Annotated in this window: 19 protein-coding genes and 1 tRNA gene; 8 read left to right on the top strand and 12 right to left on the bottom strand. The window is 64.9% G+C overall.

Annotated elements, in window-relative coordinates:
* Positions 1-13 precede the first annotated feature (13 nt).
* On the bottom strand, positions 14-823 hold the full coding sequence (locus ACNI3Q_RS09640; protein ID WP_426276146.1) for a division plane positioning ATPase MipZ: 810 nt from the start codon (positions 821-823) through the stop codon (positions 14-16).
* Positions 824-912: 89 nt separating this feature from the next.
* Between ACNI3Q_RS09640 and panC the strand changes: the two genes are divergently transcribed.
* Both panC and ACNI3Q_RS09630 read left to right on the top strand, forming a co-directional pair.
* Positions 913-1,758, top strand: a complete 846-nt coding sequence (gene panC, locus ACNI3Q_RS09635) for a pantoate--beta-alanine ligase (protein WP_260021994.1) — start codon at positions 913-915, stop codon at positions 1,756-1,758.
* Between the two features lie 103 nt (positions 1,759-1,861).
* Positions 1,862-2,158 (top strand): SEL1-like repeat protein, encoded by a 297-nt coding sequence (locus ACNI3Q_RS09630; protein ID WP_260021993.1) that lies wholly within the window; start codon positions 1,862-1,864, stop codon positions 2,156-2,158.
* Positions 2,159-2,267: 109 nt separating this feature from the next.
* Here ACNI3Q_RS09630 and ACNI3Q_RS09625 read toward each other — a convergent pair whose 3' ends face one another.
* From ACNI3Q_RS09625 to ACNI3Q_RS09600, 6 genes are all read right to left on the bottom strand, one after another.
* Entirely contained in the window at positions 2,268-3,647 is a 1,380-nt protein-coding gene (locus ACNI3Q_RS09625) for a sugar MFS transporter (protein WP_426276144.1), read from the bottom strand.
* Positions 3,648-3,792: 145 nt separating this feature from the next.
* Positions 3,793-3,869, bottom strand: a tRNA-Arg gene (locus ACNI3Q_RS09620).
* A 35-nt stretch (positions 3,870-3,904) separates the two neighbouring features.
* Positions 3,905-4,384: a DUF1178 family protein gene (locus tag ACNI3Q_RS09615; RefSeq protein WP_426276142.1), complete on the bottom strand. Its 480-nt coding sequence runs from the start codon at positions 4,382-4,384 to the stop codon at positions 3,905-3,907.
* A complete protein-coding gene (locus tag ACNI3Q_RS09610; RefSeq protein ID WP_426276140.1) occupies positions 4,381-5,205 on the bottom strand; it encodes a carbon-nitrogen hydrolase family protein in 825 nt (274 codons plus the stop codon). Before ACNI3Q_RS09610 ends, ACNI3Q_RS09615 begins: the two co-directional genes overlap by 4 nt.
* Positions 5,202-5,459 carry a glutaredoxin 3 gene (gene grxC, locus ACNI3Q_RS09605; RefSeq protein WP_426276138.1) on the bottom strand — a complete coding sequence of 86 codons (258 nt, stop codon included), beginning with the start codon at positions 5,457-5,459 and terminating at the stop codon, positions 5,202-5,204. Before grxC ends, ACNI3Q_RS09610 begins: the two co-directional genes overlap by 4 nt.
* Before the next feature lie 31 nt (positions 5,460-5,490).
* Entirely contained in the window at positions 5,491-6,252 is a 762-nt protein-coding gene (locus tag ACNI3Q_RS09600; RefSeq protein WP_426276136.1) for a ComF family protein, read from the bottom strand.
* Positions 6,253-6,295: 43 nt separating this feature from the next.
* Between ACNI3Q_RS09600 and ACNI3Q_RS09595 the strand changes: the two genes are divergently transcribed.
* Positions 6,296-7,132, top strand: a complete 837-nt coding sequence (locus ACNI3Q_RS09595) for a methyltransferase domain-containing protein (RefSeq protein ID WP_426276134.1) — start codon at positions 6,296-6,298, stop codon at positions 7,130-7,132.
* A gap of 3 nt (positions 7,133-7,135) precedes the next feature.
* On the opposite strand, the gene ACNI3Q_RS09590 is transcribed toward ACNI3Q_RS09595, so the two are convergent.
* Positions 7,136-7,318, bottom strand: a complete 183-nt coding sequence (locus tag ACNI3Q_RS09590; RefSeq protein ID WP_260021984.1) for a hypothetical protein — start codon at positions 7,316-7,318, stop codon at positions 7,136-7,138.
* 60 nt (positions 7,319-7,378) lie between these two features.
* Between ACNI3Q_RS09590 and ACNI3Q_RS09585 the strand changes: the two genes are divergently transcribed.
* Positions 7,379-8,200 carry a class I SAM-dependent methyltransferase gene (locus ACNI3Q_RS09585; protein WP_426276132.1) on the top strand — a complete coding sequence of 274 codons (822 nt, stop codon included), beginning with the start codon at positions 7,379-7,381 and terminating at the stop codon, positions 8,198-8,200.
* Positions 8,201-8,260: 60 nt separating this feature from the next.
* On the opposite strand, the gene phaR is transcribed toward ACNI3Q_RS09585, so the two are convergent.
* Positions 8,261-8,845, bottom strand: a complete 585-nt coding sequence (gene phaR, locus ACNI3Q_RS09580; RefSeq protein ID WP_426276130.1) for a polyhydroxyalkanoate synthesis repressor PhaR — start codon at positions 8,843-8,845, stop codon at positions 8,261-8,263.
* Positions 8,846-8,859: 14 nt separating this feature from the next.
* On the opposite strand from phaR, the gene ACNI3Q_RS09575 reads away from it, so the two are divergent.
* The 4 genes from ACNI3Q_RS09575 to ACNI3Q_RS09560 all read left to right on the top strand — a co-directional run bounded on the left by ACNI3Q_RS09575 (position 8,860) and on the right by ACNI3Q_RS09560 (position 14,681).
* Positions 8,860-9,936 carry an alpha/beta fold hydrolase gene (locus tag ACNI3Q_RS09575; RefSeq protein WP_426276128.1) on the top strand — a complete coding sequence of 359 codons (1,077 nt, stop codon included), beginning with the start codon at positions 8,860-8,862 and terminating at the stop codon, positions 9,934-9,936.
* Positions 9,937-9,992: 56 nt separating this feature from the next.
* A complete protein-coding gene (locus ACNI3Q_RS09570; RefSeq protein WP_426276126.1) occupies positions 9,993-11,165 on the top strand; it encodes an acetyl-CoA C-acetyltransferase in 1,173 nt (390 codons plus the stop codon).
* A gap of 276 nt (positions 11,166-11,441) precedes the next feature.
* A complete protein-coding gene (locus tag ACNI3Q_RS09565) occupies positions 11,442-12,488 on the top strand; it encodes a TonB-dependent receptor plug domain-containing protein (protein ID WP_426276124.1) in 1,047 nt (348 codons plus the stop codon).
* A gap of 60 nt (positions 12,489-12,548) precedes the next feature.
* The gene (locus tag ACNI3Q_RS09560) at positions 12,549-14,681 is read left to right on the top strand and encodes a TonB-dependent receptor domain-containing protein (RefSeq protein WP_426276121.1); all 2,133 of its coding nucleotides are present in this window, start codon (positions 12,549-12,551) and stop codon (positions 14,679-14,681) included.
* A 92-nt stretch (positions 14,682-14,773) separates the two neighbouring features.
* Here the strand turns inward: ACNI3Q_RS09560 and ACNI3Q_RS09555 are convergent, their stop codons facing one another.
* From ACNI3Q_RS09555 to ftsZ, 3 genes are all read right to left on the bottom strand, one after another.
* The gene (locus tag ACNI3Q_RS09555; RefSeq protein ID WP_426276119.1) at positions 14,774-15,958 is read right to left on the bottom strand and encodes a deoxyguanosinetriphosphate triphosphohydrolase; all 1,185 of its coding nucleotides are present in this window, start codon (positions 15,956-15,958) and stop codon (positions 14,774-14,776) included.
* Positions 15,955-17,670, bottom strand: coding sequence for an SPOR domain-containing protein (locus ACNI3Q_RS09550; protein WP_426276117.1), 1,716 nt, complete (start codon positions 17,668-17,670; stop codon positions 15,955-15,957). Before ACNI3Q_RS09550 ends, ACNI3Q_RS09555 begins: the two co-directional genes overlap by 4 nt.
* A gap of 101 nt (positions 17,671-17,771) precedes the next feature.
* Positions 17,772-19,232: a cell division protein FtsZ gene (gene ftsZ, locus ACNI3Q_RS09545; protein ID WP_426276115.1), complete on the bottom strand. Its 1,461-nt coding sequence runs from the start codon at positions 19,230-19,232 to the stop codon at positions 17,772-17,774.
* Between the last annotated feature and the right edge of the window lie 38 nt (positions 19,233-19,270).

The raw sequence follows: 19,270 nt of genomic DNA, 5'->3' as shown, positions 1-19,270 counted from the left end.
GTCGGTTGCGCGATCAGGCGACGCGCGGCACGGCAGCGCTGTCCGGCCCGGGATCGGGCAGCGCCAGGCCCGCCATCAATTCGCGCAGTTCCTGACGCGCGGCGACATGGGCGATCCCCATTTCACCAAAGGCGCGCGAATCGAGCATGGTCAGCCCCTTTGGGAACAGCTCGCGATAGATGACGCGTTCCGACAGGCCGGCGATGACGCGAAAGCCGACCCGTTTGGACAATTGCTCGATCGCCTCGCCCACCCGCTTCATGTTGCGCGCCTCGATATGCTGGACGCGGTTGCGCAGGACGACCCAGTCGATCGTCGCGCCGTCCGCCCGGGCGCGCGTCTTGCGCGTTTCCCAGATCAGTTCGGAATAAAAGCTGGGCCGCGTCACCTTGAACGTGTCCGGGTCCACCTGACCGATCAGGTCGAAATCGACAAAGCTGTCGTTCATCGGCGTGACCAGCGTGTCCGCATTGGTCACCGCGATCCGCGCAAAGCGATCGTCGCGGCCCGGCGTGTCGATCACCAGGAAATCGGCATTGCTGCCCATCGCTTCGAGCAGGCCGGTAAAGCGGGCCATGGTTTCGCCGTCATGCGTGTCATAGGCAGGCATGGGCAGGTCCAGCCCGGTGCGGCGAATGGTTTCGCGCCGGTTGTCCAGATACCGGCCCAATGTGCGCTGGCGATGGTCCAGATCGATACAGCCCACCCGCGCCCCGCGTGCGGCCAGCGCAATCGCCACGTGCACGGCGGTGGTCGATTTGCCCGTCCCGCCCTTTTCATTGGCGAACACGATGACGTGCAAGCCCTTGGTCCCGATAGCCAAGCCCGAATATCCCTTGTTGCGGGGTCGTTAGCACCGGCCTAGATGACCGCCGCGCCCCTCCGGGCAACTCTATCGGAGCCCTGTTCGCCGTGCAAACCATCCGTGACCTTGACAGCCTGAAGGCCGCGATTGCGGATTTTGCCCGCGCGGGCGACCGCGTGGCGCTGGTGCCGACCATGGGCGCGCTTCACGCCGGGCATATGGCGCTGGTCCGGGCGGCGCGCGAACAGGCACAGGCGAACCGGGTCATCGTGTCGATCTTCGTCAATCCGATGCAGTTCGGCCCGAACGAGGATCTGGACGCCTATCCCCGGCGGGAGGCGACGGACCTGCGGATGCTGGCCGATGGCGGCGTGGACATCGCCTGGCTGCCCGACGTGCCGACCATGTATCCCGACGGCTTTGCCACGACGATCCGCGTCGGCGGGATTACCGAACGGCTGGACGGTGCCCACCGGCCCGGCCATTTCGACGGCGTTGCGACCGTGGTGACCAAGCTGTTCAATCAGGTGCAGCCGCACATCGCCCTGTTCGGGGAAAAGGATTTTCAGCAGCTGGCCGTGATCCGGCGGCTGGTCGCTGACCTGAACCTGCCGGTTCAGATCATGGGCATCCCGACGCAGCGCGATGATGACGGCCTGGCCCTGTCTTCGCGCAACCTGTACCTGACCCCGGAGGAACGGTCGGCGGCCCTTGCCCTGCCCCGCGCGCTTGGCGTGGCGCAGCGGCAGATCGAGGCGGGGGCCGACGTTGCGGCCACATTGGCGGCGGCGCGAGATCAGATGGAGCGCGCCGGTTTCGTCATCGATTATGTCACGCTGGTCGATGCGGCCAGCCTGGACGCGCCGGGCGATGGCGACCGCCGCCTGCTGGCCGCCGCGCGGATCGGATCGACGCGGCTGATCGACAATGTCGCGGTCGCCCCGCGCACCTGATCGACCGGTTATCGAACAGGGTTAACGCCGTTAACCATTTGTTGAAATTCTGCCGTCAGAACTGCCCCCGCTACCAAAGCAACAGCCTTTAAAGGGGGGCGACATGGGCAACAGCGTTAAGAGTGCGCGGTTCCTGATGGAAAGCCGGATGCATGATGCCATGCGCGGCGATACGGATGCGTGCTTCGAACTGGGCATGGTCTATTCCAGCGGATCGGGCGGTCTTTCGATCGACCTGATCGAGGCACATAAATGGTTCAACCTGGCCGCACGCCATGGCGACATCCGTGCGCAGCAGTGCCGGGCCGAAATCGCCGAGGACATGACCGCGCGCGAAATCGCCGAGGCCCAGCGCCAGGCCCGCGCCATCCTTCACCTGAACAGCGCCCGCGCCGCATAAGGCAACGGGCACCCGTTGGTGCCCGCGCCCTTTTGCCTGAATTGCGGATGCCCCGACCCCTGCCCTTGCCGCCGAAGACTGGCGAGCGGGCGAGCGGGGCGACCGTGCATCAGTGCACGGCCACCGCATCCTCCTCGATCGCATGGGTCGGTGCATGACGCGCCGCCAGCGCGTACCACAGCACGAACAGATAGCAGCCAAGCGGCACGATAAAGGCCAGCGAGCGCGCACCCTCCGGAAATGCCGGGATCAGCAGGTCGATCACTGCGCCGTACAGGATCGAGATAAACCCGCCGCCACAGATCGCCATGCACATCAGGCCCGACGTCGCCGACGCACGCGCCGTCGACCGTTCCAGCGTCAGCGTGAAGATCGTCGGGAACATGATCGAGTTGAACAGGCCCAGGAAAATCGCGGCGGCTGCGGGAATGACGCCCAGCGTCAGCGGCAGCTGCGTCCCACCGGGCAGCGCGATCGTCCCGCCGAGCGGCGTTGCCGGCACGGCATAGGTCCCGATCACGATCAGGCACAACAAGCTGGCCCCCGTCGCCACGATCGCCAGCATCCGGGTCGGCGAGATGAAGCGCAGCAGCACGCTGCCGCCGAACCGCCCGACCATCGCCAGCAGCATGAAGATCGGCGCGATATATCCGGCCACCAGCGCGGATACGTTCAGCACATGGGGCTGTTCCAGAAAGAAGATCATGCCCGAAATGACGCACACTTCAGCGCCGACATAGAGGAAGATCGCCAGCGCACCCAGATTGGCCCAGCGCGATCCGAGCGCGGAAAACGGCGATTCGACCTTTTGCGACAGGGCCGGCGCATTGGCCGCGATCGTGCGGCGGGACAGATAGACCAGCAGCGTGAACAGGACGAGCGCACCGGCGATCATCAGATAGACGTGCGTGACGAAGCTGAGCCCGTCGGCTTTCAGCGCCGGGGTCAGTACCACGTCCTTTTCGAACAATTCGCCCTTCAGCAGATATGCCGCACCGAAGGTGCCGCCGACATAGGCGCCCAGCGAGTTGAACGCCTGGCTGAGATTGAGGCGAAAGGCCGCCCCCTTGGGATCGCCCATCGACGCGATCAGCGGATTTGCCGCGACCTGCAGCAGCGTGATGCCCGACGCCGCAACGAACAGGCCGAGCAGAACGGTGGCAAAGCTTTGCGACATGCTGGTCGACCATGCGATCAGACAGCCGGCGATCACGCCGATCAGGCCAAGGATGATCGAATTGGCATAGCCGCGGCGGGACAGGAACCAGGCGGCGGGAATGGAAACGATGCCATAGGCGATGAAAAAGGCGAACTGGTTGAGCTGGCTCTCGAAATCCGTGAGCGTGTAGATCACCTTCATGCTCTTCACGAGCGGGTCGATCAGATTGGTGACGAACGCCCAGATAAAAAACAGCGCCGTGACGCAAACCAGCGCGAGCGCGACATTGCCGCGCCGCGAACCCTTCGCCTCATTCCCACCAACAGCCATGCAACCTCCCCTTCCCATCGCCGATCGACCCATCGACCGCGTGGTGCGTTGAACGGCGGTTTAGTAGGAGTATTGTGCGCGACAGGTCAATCACGATGCAGCCGGATCGGCAGACCCGCCACAAAAGCCAGCCGCAAAAGGCATTTGGTGCCCTCGAGAGGACTTGAACCTCCGACCTGCGGTTTAGGAAACCGTCGCTCTATCCGGCTGAGCTACGAGGGCACTTGCGCGGCTGGTAAGCCAGCGCGGCGTGCCGGTCAATTCAGCTGTTCGGGCGGCACGACCGGGACCAGAAGCGGCATCACGGGCACGCCGTCCTCCATCAGTTCGCGCGCCGTTTCGGGATCGGTGCGGCCGTGGATCGCGGCCTCCGTCTCGTCGCCGGCGTGCATCGCCCGCGCGCGCCGGGCAAAATCGTCGCCCACCCATTCGCTGCTGGCCAGTGCCTTGGCCTGTGCCTGGGCAAGGGCGGCCATCGCTTCGCGCACCGCGGGCGGCAGCGTGGGTGCCGCCGATGCCATCGGCATGGGCCGCTGACGCGGCACGGGAACAGTATCCTGCCGCTTATTACCCTTGGCCGCGACATTGGGGGCCATCACCGCCTTTTCGACCTGCGTCGCGCCGCAGAGCGGACATTCGACCAAACCGGCCGCCCGCTGTTCTTCCCATGCGGCCGAGGAGGCGAACCAGCCTTCAAAGACATGGCCGCTGCCGCAGCGCAGGTCGAACACGATCATCCCGCCCGCTCCACGGCCGGAATTGCGCGGCGATGGCGGATGGCGGGCACGCGCGCGCGGATGTCGGCGACGCGCGCCGGATCGATCTCGGCAAAGCCGATCCCCGGCGCCTCGCCCATGTCGAGCAGTACCTCGCCCCACGGGTCGATGACCAGCGAATGGCCATAGGTCGCCCGGCCGTCCTGATGCAGGCCAGTCTGCGCCGCCGCGACGACATGAACCCCCGCCTCGATCGCACGGGCGCGCAGCAGGACGTGCCAGTGCGCCTGCCCCGTCGGCCGGGTGAATGCCGCCGGCACCGACAGAATGTCCGCCCCCGCATCGGTCAGCGACCGGAACAGGTCGGGAAAGCGCATGTCGTAACAGATCGCCGGGCCCAGCGTGCCGACCGGCGTATCCACCACCACCGCGCCCTCGCCCGGGCGATAGGTCGCCGATTCCCGCCACCGTTCGCCGGTCGTCAGATCGACGTCGAACAGGTGCAGCTTGTCATACCGCGCGCGGATCGCGCCGCTGTCGTCGATGACGAAGGCCCGGTTGGCATAACGGCCATCGCCCGCCAGCACCGCCAGGCTGCCGATATGCACCCAGATGCCCTGTGCCGCCGCGGCCGAACGCACGGCGGACAGCACGGGGTCCAGATCCTCTTCGGTCACGTGCTGTGCCGCCCGCTCCCGGTTCGAATCCAGCAGGCCCGACATTTCCGGCGTGAACAGCATCGCCGCCCCGCCCGCCTTTGCCTGTGCCACGGCATCGACCATGACGGCGGCGTTGGCGGCGGGATCGATCCCGCTCGTCATCTGGAGCAGCGCGATTTTCATGCCGAAAGCAGCGCGTCCAGCCGCCCTTCCCGCTCCAGCGCGGCAAGATCGTCCGATCCGCCGATATGCGCATCGTCGATGAAGATCTGCGGCACCGTCGTTCGCCCATTGGCGCGGTCCAGCATCTCCGTCCGGCGGGGGCCGCCCATGGTGATGTCATATTCATCGAACGCAGCGCCCTTTTCCTCGAGCAGCCGCTTGGCCCGGATGCAATAGGGGCACCACGCCTTGGTATAGATTTCGACTTTTGCCATGGGGTTTAGCTGTGATCTGCGCCGCGCCTTGTCAATGCGTGTCGTCCGCAGGGTCGCCGGTCACGCGGGCAAAGGTCAGCACGGTAACGCGCGCCGCCCCCGCCAGGCGCAGCACGGCGGCACAGGCGCCGACGGTCGCGCCGCTGGTATGCACATCGTCGATCAGCACGACGTGGCGGCCCGCCACCCGCGCCTGTGCCCCGGTGCTAAGGGCAAAGGCGCCGCGCACTGCCCGTCGCCGGTCGTGCCCGCTGATCCCGCGCAGCACGGGCGTGCGCCGCACCCGGCGCAGCAGCATTGGATCGTTCGGCACGCCCCGGATGGCTGACAGGTCCGCTGCAATCAGCGCCGCCTGATTGAACCCGCGCGACCATAGCCGCCAGCGATGCAGGGGCACCGGCACCAGCAGGTCGGCGTCATCGGCCAGATGCCGGGCCATCATCCGCGCCATGGTTTCGGCCAGCGACATCCGCCCGCCATATTTCAGCTTCAGCGCCAGCCGCCGGGCAACCGGGCCATAGGCGACGGCGGCGCGCAGCCCGTCATGCGGCGGCGGATGGGCAAGGCACGGGGCGCAGCGCGCCTGATCGCCGCGCTCCACATCGAATGGCTGTGCGCACAGCGCACAGGCGGGCGGCCCCAGAAAGCGCAGTCCACCCCAGCAATCGGGGCACAGGCGATGGTCCGCGTCCACCACGTCGCCGCAACCGGGGCAGCGCGGCGGCAGCGCCAGCGCGACCGCGCTCGCGGCCAGCCGCCCGATCCATCCCGCCTGCCCGATCCCCAGCCCCATGCCCCCTTGTCGCGCGGGGCCGCACCCGGCACAAGCCGCCCGCATGAGCGTCCCCGAAATCTTTGACCGCAACGCCCGTCGCCTGCGCCGCAACCGGATTGCCGGAGCGCAGGAGGACGATTTCCTGCGCGCGGTGATGATCGACGGCCTGGCCGATCGGCTGGATGCGGTGACCCGCAGCTTTTCCGATGCACTCGAAATCGGATGTGGCCGCCCGCTGTTTCCCTTTCCCCCCGGCATGGCGGTGACGCGGATCGACCCCGCCGACCGGCTGGCGGCAGAGGCCGGCGGCATCGCGATGGAGGAGGACCGACTGTCGCTTGGCGAGGGACGGTTCGACCTGATCGTTTCGGCGGGCCTGATCGATCAGGTCAGCGACCTGCCCGGCGCGCTGGCGCTGATCCGCCGCGCGCTGCGCCCCGACGGCCTGTTCCTGGCCGCATTTGCGGGTGCAGGATCCCTCTCGACACTGAAGGCCGCATTGCTTCAGGCAGAGGCGGATCGCCCGGCTGCGCGCGTCCATCCGCAGATCGACGTACGGTCGGCAGGCGACCTGTTGATGCGCGCGGGCTTTGCCCTGCCGGTTGCGGATGTCGAGCCGCTGACTGTCCGCTATGGCTCGATTGCGGGGCTGTTCCGCGACTTGCGGGCGATGGCGGCGACCAATCTGATGGTCGGGCGCACGCCGCTGTCGCGCGCTGCGCTGGGCCGCGCTGCGTCCGCCTTTGCCGACATGGCCGATCCCGATGGCAGGACCGCCGAACGATTCGACATCGTGTATCTGACCGGATGGGCGCCCGATGAAAGCCAGCCCAAGCCGGCGCGGCGCGGGTCGGCCACGGCATCGCTGCTGGACGCGCTGAAGCCGCCGCGCAGCTGATCTTCAGCCGGTAACGGCCAGCGCGGCCAGCAGGAACGCGATCAGGATCGCCAGGAACTGGACGGTCGGCCATGGGACCACGCTGACCCGGTCGGGATCGTCGCGGTTCACCCGGCGATGTTCAGCAACGCCGCCGATCACCGCCACCATCGTCATTGCCGCAACGCCGCCCCAAATCGCTTGCATCGTTCCTGCCCAGCACCCATTCAAACGCCAATGAAACGCTATCTGGTGAAGGAGAGTCGAATGCGCCAGTCCCTGACCCTTGCCCTTGTCGCGGGCCTTGTCGGCATCGGCGGCACCGCCGCTGCACTGATGCCCGCAGATCACCATCAGGAAACGCCGTCGGACGCGCTGAAATCGGCGGTGGCCGCGCCCAGCCGCACCCCGGCCAACACGGCGCGCGACACCTATCGCCACCCCGCCCAGACGCTGGCATTTTTCGGCGTGAAGCCGACCGATACCGTGGTCGAACTCTATCCGGGCGGCGGCTGGTACACCGAAATCCTGGCGCCCTATCTGGCGGCGAAGGGATCATTGCACGTCGCCGCCCCCAGCCCGCGCGGCCTCAATGGCGTCAACGCGCTGATCGCGGCGAAGCCCGATGTCTATGGCAAGGTGAAGACCGCGAATTTCCCGGTCAAGCCGGGTGAAACGGGCATCCCCGACGGGGTGGCCGATGTCGTGCTGACGTTCCGCAACATCCATAACTGGCGCTTTGGCGGCGCGGATGCGGCGCAGGCCAATTTCGATGCGGCCTTCAAGATGCTGAAGCCGGGCGGCGTTCTGGGCGTGGTCGAGCATCGCCTGCCGGAATCGCGCGACGCGGTGGCTGAGGAAAAATCCGGCTATATGAAGGAAAGCTCGGTCATCGCCTTTGCCGAAAAGGCGGGGTTCAAGCTGGCCGGCAAGTCGGAAGTGAATGCCAACCCCAAGGACACGGCCGACTGGCCCGACGGCGTATGGACGCTGCCGCCCACCTATGCGCTGAAGGACAAGGACCGCGAAAAATATGCGGCGATCGGCGAAAGCGACCGCATGACGCTGAAATTCGTGAAGCCGAAATAAGGCTGCGCGAAATGTCCGCCGCCCGATCGGTTCGGGCGGCGGGACATCCAGTTACGGCAATTACTTGCCCAGTTTTTCGACCTTGTCGTGCAGCTTGGCCAGCTCGGCGCGAAGGGCGGCGATCTCGTCATCCTTGGCATCGGTTTCGGCCGCAGCGGGTGCCGCCGGGGCGACGCCCATGCCGGGGGCGCCCGGCCCGCCCGGCGTCTTGAACGCGCTGGCGGCGGCTTCGAACATCGCCATGTTGCGCTTGGCGATTTCGGCGAAGGGCGTGTTGGCGAACGCGCCCTCGACCGCCGACTTGAACTGTTCCTGGTTGCGGCGGAAACTTTCCATCGACGCTTCCAGATAGCCGGGCACCATCGCCTGCATGGAATCGCCATACAGCGCGATCAGCTGGCGCAGAAAGCTGACCGGCAGCATCGTCTGGCCGCGCTGTTCCTCTTCCATGATGATCTGCGTCAGCACATTGTGCGTGATGTCGTCTTCGCTCTTGGCGTCGATCACCTTGAAATCGCGGCCCTCGCGCGTCATCGCTGCCAGGTGTTCCAGCGTGATGTAGCTCGACGTCTCGGTATTATAGAGACGACGATTCGCATATTTCTTGATGATGACGGGACCAGTGCCTGCAGAAGCTTTCTTCATGGGATCCTCGCGCGATGAATGACAGGGCTGTAGCATCATTCATTACCGCACCGCAACACGGCCCCAGGCCGCTGCCGCTGTTTCTGTCCATGCTGCACCAGAATGGTGCAGCATCGCCCGAACGCATTGCTAGTGCATTGGCAGGGCTCAGGGCCTATCAGGATGCGCCGCGCCATGAAGCCGGCAACACGGTGCCCGCTTATGCAGCGGCGGGCCGCGCCCGGATGCTGGATTTTGGCGGCGCAGCAGACGGGGCCCCGGTTGTCCTCGTCCCGTCCCTGATCAACCCGCACAGCATCCTGGACATGGGGCAGCGCAGTTCGCTTGCACGTTATCTGGCGGCGGCGGGGCATCGCACGTTCCTGATCGACTGGGGCCATCCGACGGCGGCGGACCGGGATCAGTCGCTGGGCGATCATGTCACCGGCCTGTTGCTGCCCATGCTGGCGCAGCTGGACCGGCCGCCGGTTCTGGTCGGCTATTGCCTCGGCGGGACGCTGGCGCTTGCCGCAGCGATGCTGCACCCCGTGGCCGGGGTCGCGCTGATTGCGGCACCATGGCGGTTCGACGGCTATGGCGAGCGGGCACGTGCGGATATCGCCAGCGGATGGCGCGATTCCCGCGCGGCCTGCGACGCACTGGGCCTGGTGCCGATGGAGGTGCTGCAGGCCGGTTTCTGGCGGATCGATCCCGAACGGACGATCGACAAATATGTGCGGTTCGGCACCCTGCCCCCCGACAGCGACGCCGCGCGCAAGTTCGTGTTGCTGGAAGACTGGGCCAATGCCGGTGCGCCGCTGACCCTGGCGGCGGGGCGCGAGCTGTTCGACGACCTGATTTCGGCGGACGCATCCGGGCGCGGGGCATGGTCGGTCGGCGGCCAGACGGTGATGCCCGGCGCCATTTCCTGTCCGATGGTCGAGTTCGTTTCGACGAACGACCGGATCGTCCCGGCCGCGAGCGCCATCGGGCTGGAGGATCAGCGGCGGCTGACCGCAGGCCATGTCGGCATGGTGGTGGGTAGCCGCGCCGCAGAACAGCTCTGGGTGCCGCTGAGTGACTGGTTAAGCGGGCTTGCCGACGCTAGATAGGCCCGCGTTCACATCCGCCGGACCCAACCGGCCATGCCTAGCAGGAGCGATCACCCATGACCGATATCGTCATCACCGCCGCCAAGCGCACCCCCGTCGGCAGCTTTCTGGGCGCATTCGCCGCCGTGCCCGCCCATGAGCTGGGCCGCACCGCGATCGAGGCCGCGCTGGCGCAGGCGGGCATCACCGGTGCTGATGTGTCCGAAGTGATCCTGGGCCAGGTGCTGACCGCGGCGCAGGGTCAGAATCCGGCGCGTCAGGGGTCGATGGCGGCCGGCATTCCAAAGGAAATTCCCGCATGGGGCGTCAACCAGGTCTGCGGATCGGGCCTGCGCGCTGTCGCGCTGGCAGCGCAGGCGGTGGCGACGGGCGATGCCCGCATCGTCGTGGCCGGGGGTCAGGAAAGCATGTCGCTGTCCGCCCATGCGGCCAATCTGCGCCTCGGCACCAAGATGGGCGATCTCGGCCTGGTCGACACGATGATCAAGGACGGCCTGACCGATGTGTTCAACGGATATCACATGGGCATCACCGCCGAAAATCTGGCCGAACAGTATCAGATTGGCCGGGACGAACAGGATGCCTTTGCCGTCGCGTCGCAGAACAAGGCAGAGGCAGCGCGCGCCTCTGGCCGATTTGCCGACGAGATCGCGCCCGTCACGGTCAAGGGCCGCAAGGGCGACACCATTGTCGATCAGGACGAATATATCCGCGCCGGTGCAACGATCGACGGCGTTTCGGGCCTGCGCCCCGCGTTCAAGAAGGACGGGACCGTCACCGCGGCCAACGCATCCGGCCTGAATGATGGGGCAGCCGCACTGGTCGTGATGAGCCGGGAAGAAGCCGAACGGCGCGGATCGCCCATCCTCGCCCGCATCGCCAGCTGGGCATCGGCGGGCGTCGACCCCTCGATCATGGGCATCGGCCCCGTGCCCGCAAGCCGCCGCGCGCTGGAAAAGGCCGGCTGGTCCATCGGCGATCTTGACTTGATCGAAGCAAACGAAGCCTTCGCCGCCCAGGCGCTGGCGGTGGGCCGCGAGCTTGGCTGGGATGCCGAAAAGGTGAACGTCAATGGCGGCGCGATCGCCATTGGCCACCCAATCGGCGCGTCCGGCGCGCGAGTGCTGACGACCCTCATCCACGAGATGCAGAAGCGGGATGCGAAAAAGGGTCTGGCGACGCTGTGCATCGGCGGCGGCATGGGAATCGCCCTGTGTGTGGAGCGGTGATCACACGTTTGTAGCGCATCCGTCACGATAAGGTCATTAATACTGACCTATCCCGGGCGAGTGAGCTCACGCAACATTCTTAAAGTGCTTATAGGCAAGGGCCGTGCGAATATTTCGCGCGGCCCTTGCTGCATTGCAGTAGTGTGACATGGCCGCCACAGGGTGTCGGCGAAACGTCTGCCAGGTTTTTGCCGAGCCTTGCCAGAACATGAACAATGCAATTTTCTGCCTCACAGCCCGCGCACCCCCGCGCGGCACTCATTCTGGGGCACATCAATGAGACTCTCTCGCTTTCTGACGGCGACCGCGCTTGCCAGCGCCGCCTTCACCATCCCACAGGTCGCCTGGGCTCAGGAGACGACCGACGACAGTGCCGCTGCTGCGACAGAAGAAGCCGCAGAGGATGATGCCGATCAGTTGATTGTCGTGACCGGATCCCGGATTCGGCGTCCCAATGTTGAATCGGCCGTTCCGATTGCGTCTATCAGTGGCGAGGAGCTATTCCAGCAGGGTCAGTCAAACCTCGGCGACACGCTTAATGATCTGCCGCAATTGCGCAGCACGTTCGCTCAGCAGAATCCAGGTGCCGGCGTCGGCATTACCGGGTTGAACCTGCTCGACCTTCGCGGTCTCGCTCCGGTCCGAACGCTGGTTCTGGTGAATGGTCGGCGTCATGTCGCCGCCGACATTCTCTCAAGCGCGTCGGTCCCCGACGTTAACACCATTCCTAACGATCTGGTGGAGCGGGTCGATGTTGTGACCGGCGGCAACTCGGCGGTTTACGGTTCAGATGCCCTTGCAGGCGTCGTCAATTTCGTGCTGCGCCGCTCATTTGAAGGTTTCCAAATTCGCGGTACGGCTGCCGTTTCCGAAGAGGGCTTTGGCGGCAATCAGTATGTCTCCGCACTCGCCGGTACGAACTTTGCTGATGGTCGCGGCAACATCACGGCTCATGTGGAGTATGCCCACCAACAGCGTGTTTACGCTTCGGATATTCCGATTTTCCGCCGAGCTGACGGTTTCGCGACTGTCGACACTGACAGCGCCGGCCTGCCTTCCGCGAGCGATGGCTTTCCCGACGCGGTTTTCTTCAACGACATTCGTTCATCGACCAATAACCGCTTTGGGATGGTCGTAATTCCGCAGGCGGCGGCAACGCCACGCTGCGGAAACGGCACTCTGGCAAATAACGGCCCTGCCAATACACTTGGAACCGCGTTCAGCTGCAATTTCATCTTTACGCCTGCAGGCAGATTGGTCGCACAGACGGGCACTCGCTTTGGCTCGGGCCCGGCAGGGACTTTTGTCGGCGGCAACGGCTAGACGGGCCGTGAAGGAACGCTTCTTTCCATTCTGCCTTACCAAGAGCGTTACAACGCCAATTTGCTGGGTCATTTCGAATTCAGCCCTGCATTCGATTTCTTCTTCGAAGCAAAATATGCCCGCTCCGATTCCATCGGCAATCAGCTTGGCCCGACGTTTCTGAACAACACGACCGCGTCTCTTGGCAACGACACGCGGATCAATATGCGTCTGGACAACCCATTCCTAAATCCGGCTGATCGTGCAACGCTCACCAACGAACTGCTGACCTCGGGTTGCGGCTTTGGGAATGGCCTTGGTGTTGCAGCAGCGACCTGCCAGCCGCTGACCGCCGCTCAGCGGACCGCGATTGTAAACGGAACCTACCGTTTCCAGTTCGCCCGCACGTTGAGTGATTCCCCGGATCGTGACGAGGTTTTCCGTCGTGAGACCTACCGAGCTGTTGCGGGGTTCCGGGGCACGTTCAACGAAGACTGGAGCTATGAAATCGCAGCAAACTACGGCCGCATGGAAGAAAGCGCCCGGATGCTTGGCTTCGTTGATCGTCAGCGCTTTTTGCTGTCCCTGGACGCCGGCCTTAATCCTGCAACCAATACTATCCAGTGCCGGTCGCAATTTGACGCGGCAGCCGCAGTAGGCTTGGCGGCGGGTCTGTCCGGTTCGGCGGCTACGCCGCAAAAGCTCGCAGCCGATATCGCAGCCTGTCAGCCGTACAATCCATTCGGCGCAGGCAACAACCAAGCGGCTGTTGATTATTTCAAGGCGGACATTCTGAACACGGCTCGTCTCGAACAGCTCAATTTTGTGGGCTATCTGTCGGGAGACCTTAGCCAACTCTTTGAACTTCCGGGCGGTCCGGTTCGGTTTGTGGTCGGCGCAGAATATCGTCGTGACAAGGCAAGCAATAATAGCGACGCGGATTCAGAAACCGGCCTCACCAACTCGGTATTCCTCGGCGACGTAAATGCTCCAGCGCAAGAAGTTAAGGAAGCATTCGGTGAGCTTCAGGTTCCGCTGTTGAAGGATATTTTCCTTTTCAAGGACCTGACGCTGAGCGGTGCGATCCGTGTATCCGATTATAACAATGCTGCTGGAACGATTCTGTCTTATAACGGCAGTGTCGAGTGGACGCCAGTCGATGGCCTGCGGCTCCGCGGCAATTACGGCCGCGCTGTACGCGCACCGAACGTCTCTGAAACTGGCTTCCCGGCCGTTCCGAATTTTGCCAACGGATTCATCGACCCTTGCAACGCGAACGCTATCGGCAACAACCCGAACCGTTCGAGTGCATGTCAGGCAGAACTCACTGACGCGCAGCGTGCAAATCTGCCTTTGGCGGGATATTCACTGGGTATCATTTCGGGCAGTAACGCCAACTTGACTGAAGAAACTGCGGATACTTACACGGTTGGTGCGGTCTTCACACCGCGCTTCCTGCCAGGGTTTAGTCTGTCGGCAGACTATTACGACATTACCGTAGACAATGTCATCGTTTCGCTTGCAGCCCAAACCATCGTTAATGCGTGCTATGACACGCCCGGGGGCAGCCCGCTTTGCAACGGCTTCCAGCGAAACCTTACCGGTGCCAATGGCCCGTTCGGGGAACTGCCGGGTCAGATTCTGGTCAACACGCTTGTGTCTGGACCTCAGAACTTCGCTCGCCGGGTTCGTCGGGGCATAGATTTCGAAGTAGCTTACCGTTCGGAAATTGCCTCGGATATCACCCTGAGCTCGCGGTTGCTGTACACACATGTTTTGCAAAGCAGCAACTTCCAAGATCCGACTCGTCCAAACTTTGAAAACCGGATCTTGTCCGAAGTTGGTGATCCGCAGGACGAGTTCCGCTGGGACGTCGATCTTTCGTTCAGCAACGTAACGTTTGGTTATCAGATGCGGTATATCGGTCCGCAACTTCTGACTACATATGAGAACGTCTTTACGCTGAACAATGAGCCTCCACTCAATCTTGATGCTTTTGATCAGCTTGAGTATCCCGGCGTTGTTTATCACGATGTTCGCTTTGATTTTGCAATCAATAAGGGAAGCGATAAGAACGACTACAATCTCTTCCTTGGCATCGATAATCTTACCAATTTGAATCCGCCGTTCGGTACCACCGCCACCGGTGCTGGAACTGCAATTTATAATATTCGTGGGCGCAACTTCTACGCAGGTTTCCGCGCGAAGTTCTGATCCGACGGGTCATTGGCCAAACAGATCGGGCCGCTTCCTTCGGGAAGCGGCCCTTTTTTTTGTGTTGGGGTGATGGCCCGGACGGGCTGCGGTCAGAACCCTTCGGGCAGGTCGATCGGGCCGACCGCCTCGCGGTAGCAGCGGATGGCGTAGCGGTCGGTCATGCCGCTGATGAAATCGGCGATGTGGCGGCTGCGCCCGGGATCGTCGGCGGGCATCGCGCTGCGCCATCCCTCCGGCAGCAGCATCGGGTCGCTGGCATAGGCATCGAACAGGCCGCGCACCACGACCAGCGCCGCATCCGCCGCCGCAAGCTGGCGCGGATGGTGATAGAGATTGGCGTACATGAACCGTTTCAGGTCGCGTTCCGCCACCTGCATTTCGGGCGAAAAGCCCGCAAGGCACTGACCGGCGGCGCGCACGTCGTCGACGCTTTCCACGCCCGATGCGGCAATGCGCCGCTGCGTTTCGGCAATGAAATCATTGACCATCAGGCCGATCTGACTGCGGGTCAGCTCGCTGACCAGCCGGTCGGCCGGGCTGTCGGGAAAGCGGGCACGCACCGCATCCCATAGCTGTGCCACCATCGGCACGGCGAGCAGCTGATCCAGCGTCAACAGGCCCGCCCGGATGCCGTCATCAATGTCGTGATTATCATAGGCGATGTCGTCCGCCACCGCCGCGACCTGTGCCTCCAGCGAGGGCCATTCATTCAGCATCAGCGGAAAATCGTCATCCGCCTGCCGCAGCGCCCATCCGGGATGGCGTACCGGCCCGTTATGCTTGGCCAGCCCCTCCAGCGTATCCCAGGACAGATTGAGCCCGCGCCAGCCCGGATAGGGGCTGTCCAGCAGCATCAGCGCGCGCAACGTGTGTCCGTTATGATCGAACCCGCCAGCATGGGCGAGCGCGTCCTTCAGCGCGCGTTCCCCGGCATGGCCAAAGGGCGGATGACCGATATCATGCGCCAGGCACAATGCCTCGGTCAGATCCTCGTTCAGCGACAGGGCGCGCGCGATCGTCCGCCCGATCTGGGCAACCTCAAGGCTGTGGGTCAGCCGGACGCGGAAATGATCGCCATCGGGCGCCATGAAGACCTGCGTCTTGTGGCGCAGGCGGCGAAAGCTGATTGAATGGATGATCCGGTCACGGTCCCGCTGAAACGCATCGCGCGGGCCGCGTTCGGCGTCGCCCGCTTCCCGGTGGAGCCGCCCGCGCGTCCGCAGCGGATCGGCGGCCCATCGCGCGCGGCGGATAACGCTGTCCGTGCCGGTCACTCCACCGCCAGTGTTTCGATCTCCTGTCCCGCCGGGCTGGTCCATTGAAAGCCGTCCAAGTCCTTTTTCTTGATCGCGGTCAGAAACGCGTTCGCCTGCGCATTGCTGGCAAACGGCCCGACCAGCAAGCGGTTCGTGCGACCGGCATCGGTATAGCCGCCCTTCTTGCCCCGGAATGCCTCGGGGGCGGTGCGGCTGAGCTGACGCCAGGTATAGGGCAGCTTTGACGGATTGGCCCCCACCCCCACCTGAACCCAGATGCGGGACGGGTGCAGTTTCTTGGGATCGGGCTTGGCCGGAACGGACTTTGGCTTGGGTTTGGCCTTTTCGGCGGCGGCTGTTTCGGTCGCCCTGGCCGCGGGCTTTGCAGCCAATGCCGTTGGTTTGGCCGCCGGTGTGTCCAAGACCATCGGCTTGGCAACGCGTTCGGGCAGTACCACAGGCTCCGGCGTCGGATCGGCATCGCCGGCCAGACGCGCGACAATCTCGGCCAGTTCGGCGCGCGCTGCTGCCCGCTCCGCTGCCAAGTCAACCGGCGGCTTGGCGGGCGCTGGCGCTGGTGCGGCAACCGGGCTGGCGGTGGCCATGACGGACGCGGGTTGGCGGACGGCCGGAACGGATGGCTGACCAGCATCGGCAGCCGGGCCGGGGGTCAGCGGCTTTGCCGTTGCCAGCGTTACCGGCGCGGACCGGGCCGCTGGCGTGACTGAACCGGGAGTAGCGGCAGGCGGAGGTACCGGCCGGGTAACGGCTGCGGCCTGCCGCGGTCCGGGCAGCGGCTGAACAATAGCCTGCGCCATATCGGCGGCGCGCGGGCGATCGGGCAGGTTGAGTGCGGCCAGGCGGACTACACCCGCTTGCGGGTTTGCGCTGCTCAGATCGGGGGCGAGCGCCAGATCGGCCCGGCGATCGGCATTGGCGGACAGGGTGCCGAAATGCACCGCATAGGCCCGATCCGCCACGGGCAGTCGCGCCAGCCGGTCGAAAAACGGGGCAAGCGACGGACCAAATCCCGGCAGGCTGCCCGCCGCAATCGTCTTGGCCTGCGCCGGATCGCCGTTCATCGCCAGAACACAGGCCCATGCCCGCCACGCCGACCGGTCGTTGCGCCGCAGCAGCGGGTCGATCAGCCGCGTCGCTTCGGCCAGATTGCCGCTGATGCCCAGCGACAGGGCCAGGCGGCGCACCGCCTCATCCGCATCGCCGCGGTTCAGGATCAGGCGATAATCGCGCTGCGCAAGGTCCGGCCGGCCCAGCAGGTCGAATGCAAGGCCCCGGTCCAGCGCCATCGGTTCGATCGCCATCCCCCGCTGCTCAGCCTCGCGGAACAGCCAGATCGCCTCACCCGGACGTTCCATCGACACCAGTGCGGCGGCACGGCCGGCCAAGGCGCGGGGGTTGCGCGGCGATATCTGATCCGCGCGCGCGAAAAAGCCCATGGCGGCGACAGGGTCGCTCAACCGGACGCTGGTTTCGCCAGCGATCAGCAGCGCCTCAAGATTGCGGGGATTGCCCGCCAGAATGCGGACCTGTTCCATCAACCGATCGGCCAGCGGGGTGGCGGCAGGCGCGACTGCGGGCTGTGCAGCGGTGCCGGTGCTGGTCGATTGCACCGCCTCTCCGGCCGACTGGGCCGATGCCGGGCCAGCCGCCGCAAGCGCAAGCGAACAGGCGGTGAATGGCAGGAAGGTCGAACGGAAATAGCGGATCATGATCGTCAGACTGTGGCAGGCCGTGGATGATCGGGCAATGAACTGACGATCGAACGAAAGGCTGGGGGGCCGGATGGGTAACCCGGCCCCCGATGCGTTGGTTACTGGTTGTTCTGACGATGCAGGAAGCGCGGGATGTCGAGGCCGCTGTCCTTCGGCTCCTCATCCTCGTTGCGGGTCAGCGAGCGGCCGGCATTGGCCATCCGTTCGAACAGCGTCCCGCCCGAACGCGGCGCTTCCGGTTCCGGGGTCTCTTCCGCACCCGGGGTCAGCCAGCGGCGGCGGCCGGACATCGGCAGCGGTTCCGGATTGGCGACCTGCGCTGCTTCGTCCAGCACCAGCTCGTCCCCGCCGGACGCGGTCGGATCATTGCCCAGACCGTCATCGGCAAACACGCGCGGCGCGGGCGGCTCCAGCGTGATCGGCGCTTCCTCGTGCCCGTCGTCGGCCAGCGTGGCCAGCGATTCCGCATCCGCAGCCGGTTCGGCCGGGGCTTCCTCGCTCAGGCTTTCGCCCAGGGTCGGGGTGCGGCGCGGCGCGGAAAAGCTGAAGCTGCGCGACACATCGGCGGCGGGCGCAGGCGCGGCGACGGCATTGCCGTCCTCGATCCCGGTGGCGACCACCGACACGCGGATCTTGCCTTCCAGCTCCGGGTTGAACGACGAACCCCAGATGATGTTCGCGTCTTCGTCGACCAGTTCGCGGATGTGGTGCGCGGCCTCGTCCACTTCGAGCAGGCGCATGTCGTCGCCGCCGCTGATCGACACGATCACGCCCTTGGCACCGTTCAGCGACACGCCGTCCAGCAGCGGGTTGGCAATCGCCATCCGCGCCGCCTCGATCGCGCGGCCATCGCCTGCTGCCTCGCCTGTGCCCATCATCGCCTTGCCGGCTTCCTGCATGACAGAGCGGACGTCGGCGAAGTCGAGGTTGATCAGGCCGGGCATGACCATCAGATCAGTGATGCCCCGGACGCCCTGCTGCAGCACCTCGTCAGCCAGTTCGAACGCCTGTTTGAAGGTGGTGTTGGCATCCGCGATCAGGAACAGGTTCTGGTTCGGGATCACGATCAGCGTGTCGACGACCTTCTGCAGCTCCTCGATCCCCGCCTCGGCGGAGCGAGCGCGCTTCTTGCCTTCAAAGGCGAAGGGCTTGGTCACGACGCCGACGGTCAGGATGCCCATGTCCCGCGCAGCCTTTGCCACGACGGGGGCAGCGCCCGTGCCGGTGCCACCGCCCATGCCGGCGGCGATGAAGCACATATGGCTGCCCTCAAGCGCCTTGCGAACCGTGTCGATCGTCTCTTCGGCCGCCGCACGGCCGATTTCGGGGCGCGAACCGGCACCCAGACCCTGAGTGATCTTTGCGCCCAGCTGGATGCGCTGCGCCGCGCTTGACTGCTTCAGCGCTTGAGCATCGGTGTTCGCGACCAGGAACTCCACGCCCTGCACATCGGCCAGGATCATGTTGGCGATGGCATTGCCACCAGCGCCACCCACCCCGATCACCGAAATGCGGGGGGTCAGTTCGTCGCCATCCGGCGGCAGGAATTCGATGCTCATTGTCCTCGTCTCCACGGACCCGACCTGTGCCGGCCCCC

Source organism: Sphingomonas eleionomae (assembly GCF_049889035.1).
In the GTDB taxonomy this organism is placed as follows: domain Bacteria; phylum Pseudomonadota; class Alphaproteobacteria; order Sphingomonadales; family Sphingomonadaceae; genus Sphingomonas.
The sequence above is the reverse complement of the archived record's forward strand: the minus strand, read 5'-3'. Positions and strand labels throughout refer to the sequence as shown.

What these genes read in the sequence shown, in the direction of transcription:
- ACNI3Q_RS09625 (WP_426276144.1), bottom strand. Translation starts at nt 3,647, where the DNA reads ATGGCTGTTGGTGGGAATGAGGCGAAGGGTTCGCGGCGCGGCAATGTC.
- ACNI3Q_RS09610 (WP_426276140.1), bottom strand. Translation starts at nt 5,205, where the DNA reads ATGAAAATCGCGCTGCTCCAGATGACGAGCGGGATCGATCCCGCCGCC.
- grxC (WP_426276138.1), bottom strand. Translation starts at nt 5,459, where the DNA reads ATGGCAAAAGTCGAAATCTATACCAAGGCGTGGTGCCCCTATTGCATC.
- ACNI3Q_RS09565 (WP_426276124.1), top strand. Translation starts at nt 11,442, where the DNA reads ATGAGACTCTCTCGCTTTCTGACGGCGACCGCGCTTGCCAGCGCCGCC.
- ACNI3Q_RS09600 (WP_426276136.1), bottom strand. Translation starts at nt 6,252, where the DNA reads ATGGGGCTGGGGATCGGGCAGGCGGGATGGATCGGGCGGCTGGCCGCG.
- ACNI3Q_RS09570 (WP_426276126.1), top strand. Translation starts at nt 9,993, where the DNA reads ATGACCGATATCGTCATCACCGCCGCCAAGCGCACCCCCGTCGGCAGC.
- ACNI3Q_RS09590 (WP_260021984.1), bottom strand. Translation starts at nt 7,318, where the DNA reads ATGCAAGCGATTTGGGGCGGCGTTGCGGCAATGACGATGGTGGCGGTG.
- ACNI3Q_RS09630 (WP_260021993.1), top strand. Translation starts at nt 1,862, where the DNA reads ATGGGCAACAGCGTTAAGAGTGCGCGGTTCCTGATGGAAAGCCGGATG.
- phaR (WP_426276130.1), bottom strand. Translation starts at nt 8,845, where the DNA reads ATGAAGAAAGCTTCTGCAGGCACTGGTCCCGTCATCATCAAGAAATAT.
- ACNI3Q_RS09615 (WP_426276142.1), bottom strand. Translation starts at nt 4,384, where the DNA reads ATGATCGTGTTCGACCTGCGCTGCGGCAGCGGCCATGTCTTTGAAGGC.
- ACNI3Q_RS09550 (WP_426276117.1), bottom strand. Translation starts at nt 17,670, where the DNA reads ATGATCCGCTATTTCCGTTCGACCTTCCTGCCATTCACCGCCTGTTCG.
- ACNI3Q_RS09595 (WP_426276134.1), top strand. Translation starts at nt 6,296, where the DNA reads ATGAGCGTCCCCGAAATCTTTGACCGCAACGCCCGTCGCCTGCGCCGC.
- ACNI3Q_RS09575 (WP_426276128.1), top strand. Translation starts at nt 8,860, where the DNA reads ATGAATGACAGGGCTGTAGCATCATTCATTACCGCACCGCAACACGGC.
- ACNI3Q_RS09585 (WP_426276132.1), top strand. Translation starts at nt 7,379, where the DNA reads ATGCGCCAGTCCCTGACCCTTGCCCTTGTCGCGGGCCTTGTCGGCATC.
- ftsZ (WP_426276115.1), bottom strand. Translation starts at nt 19,232, where the DNA reads ATGAGCATCGAATTCCTGCCGCCGGATGGCGACGAACTGACCCCCCGC.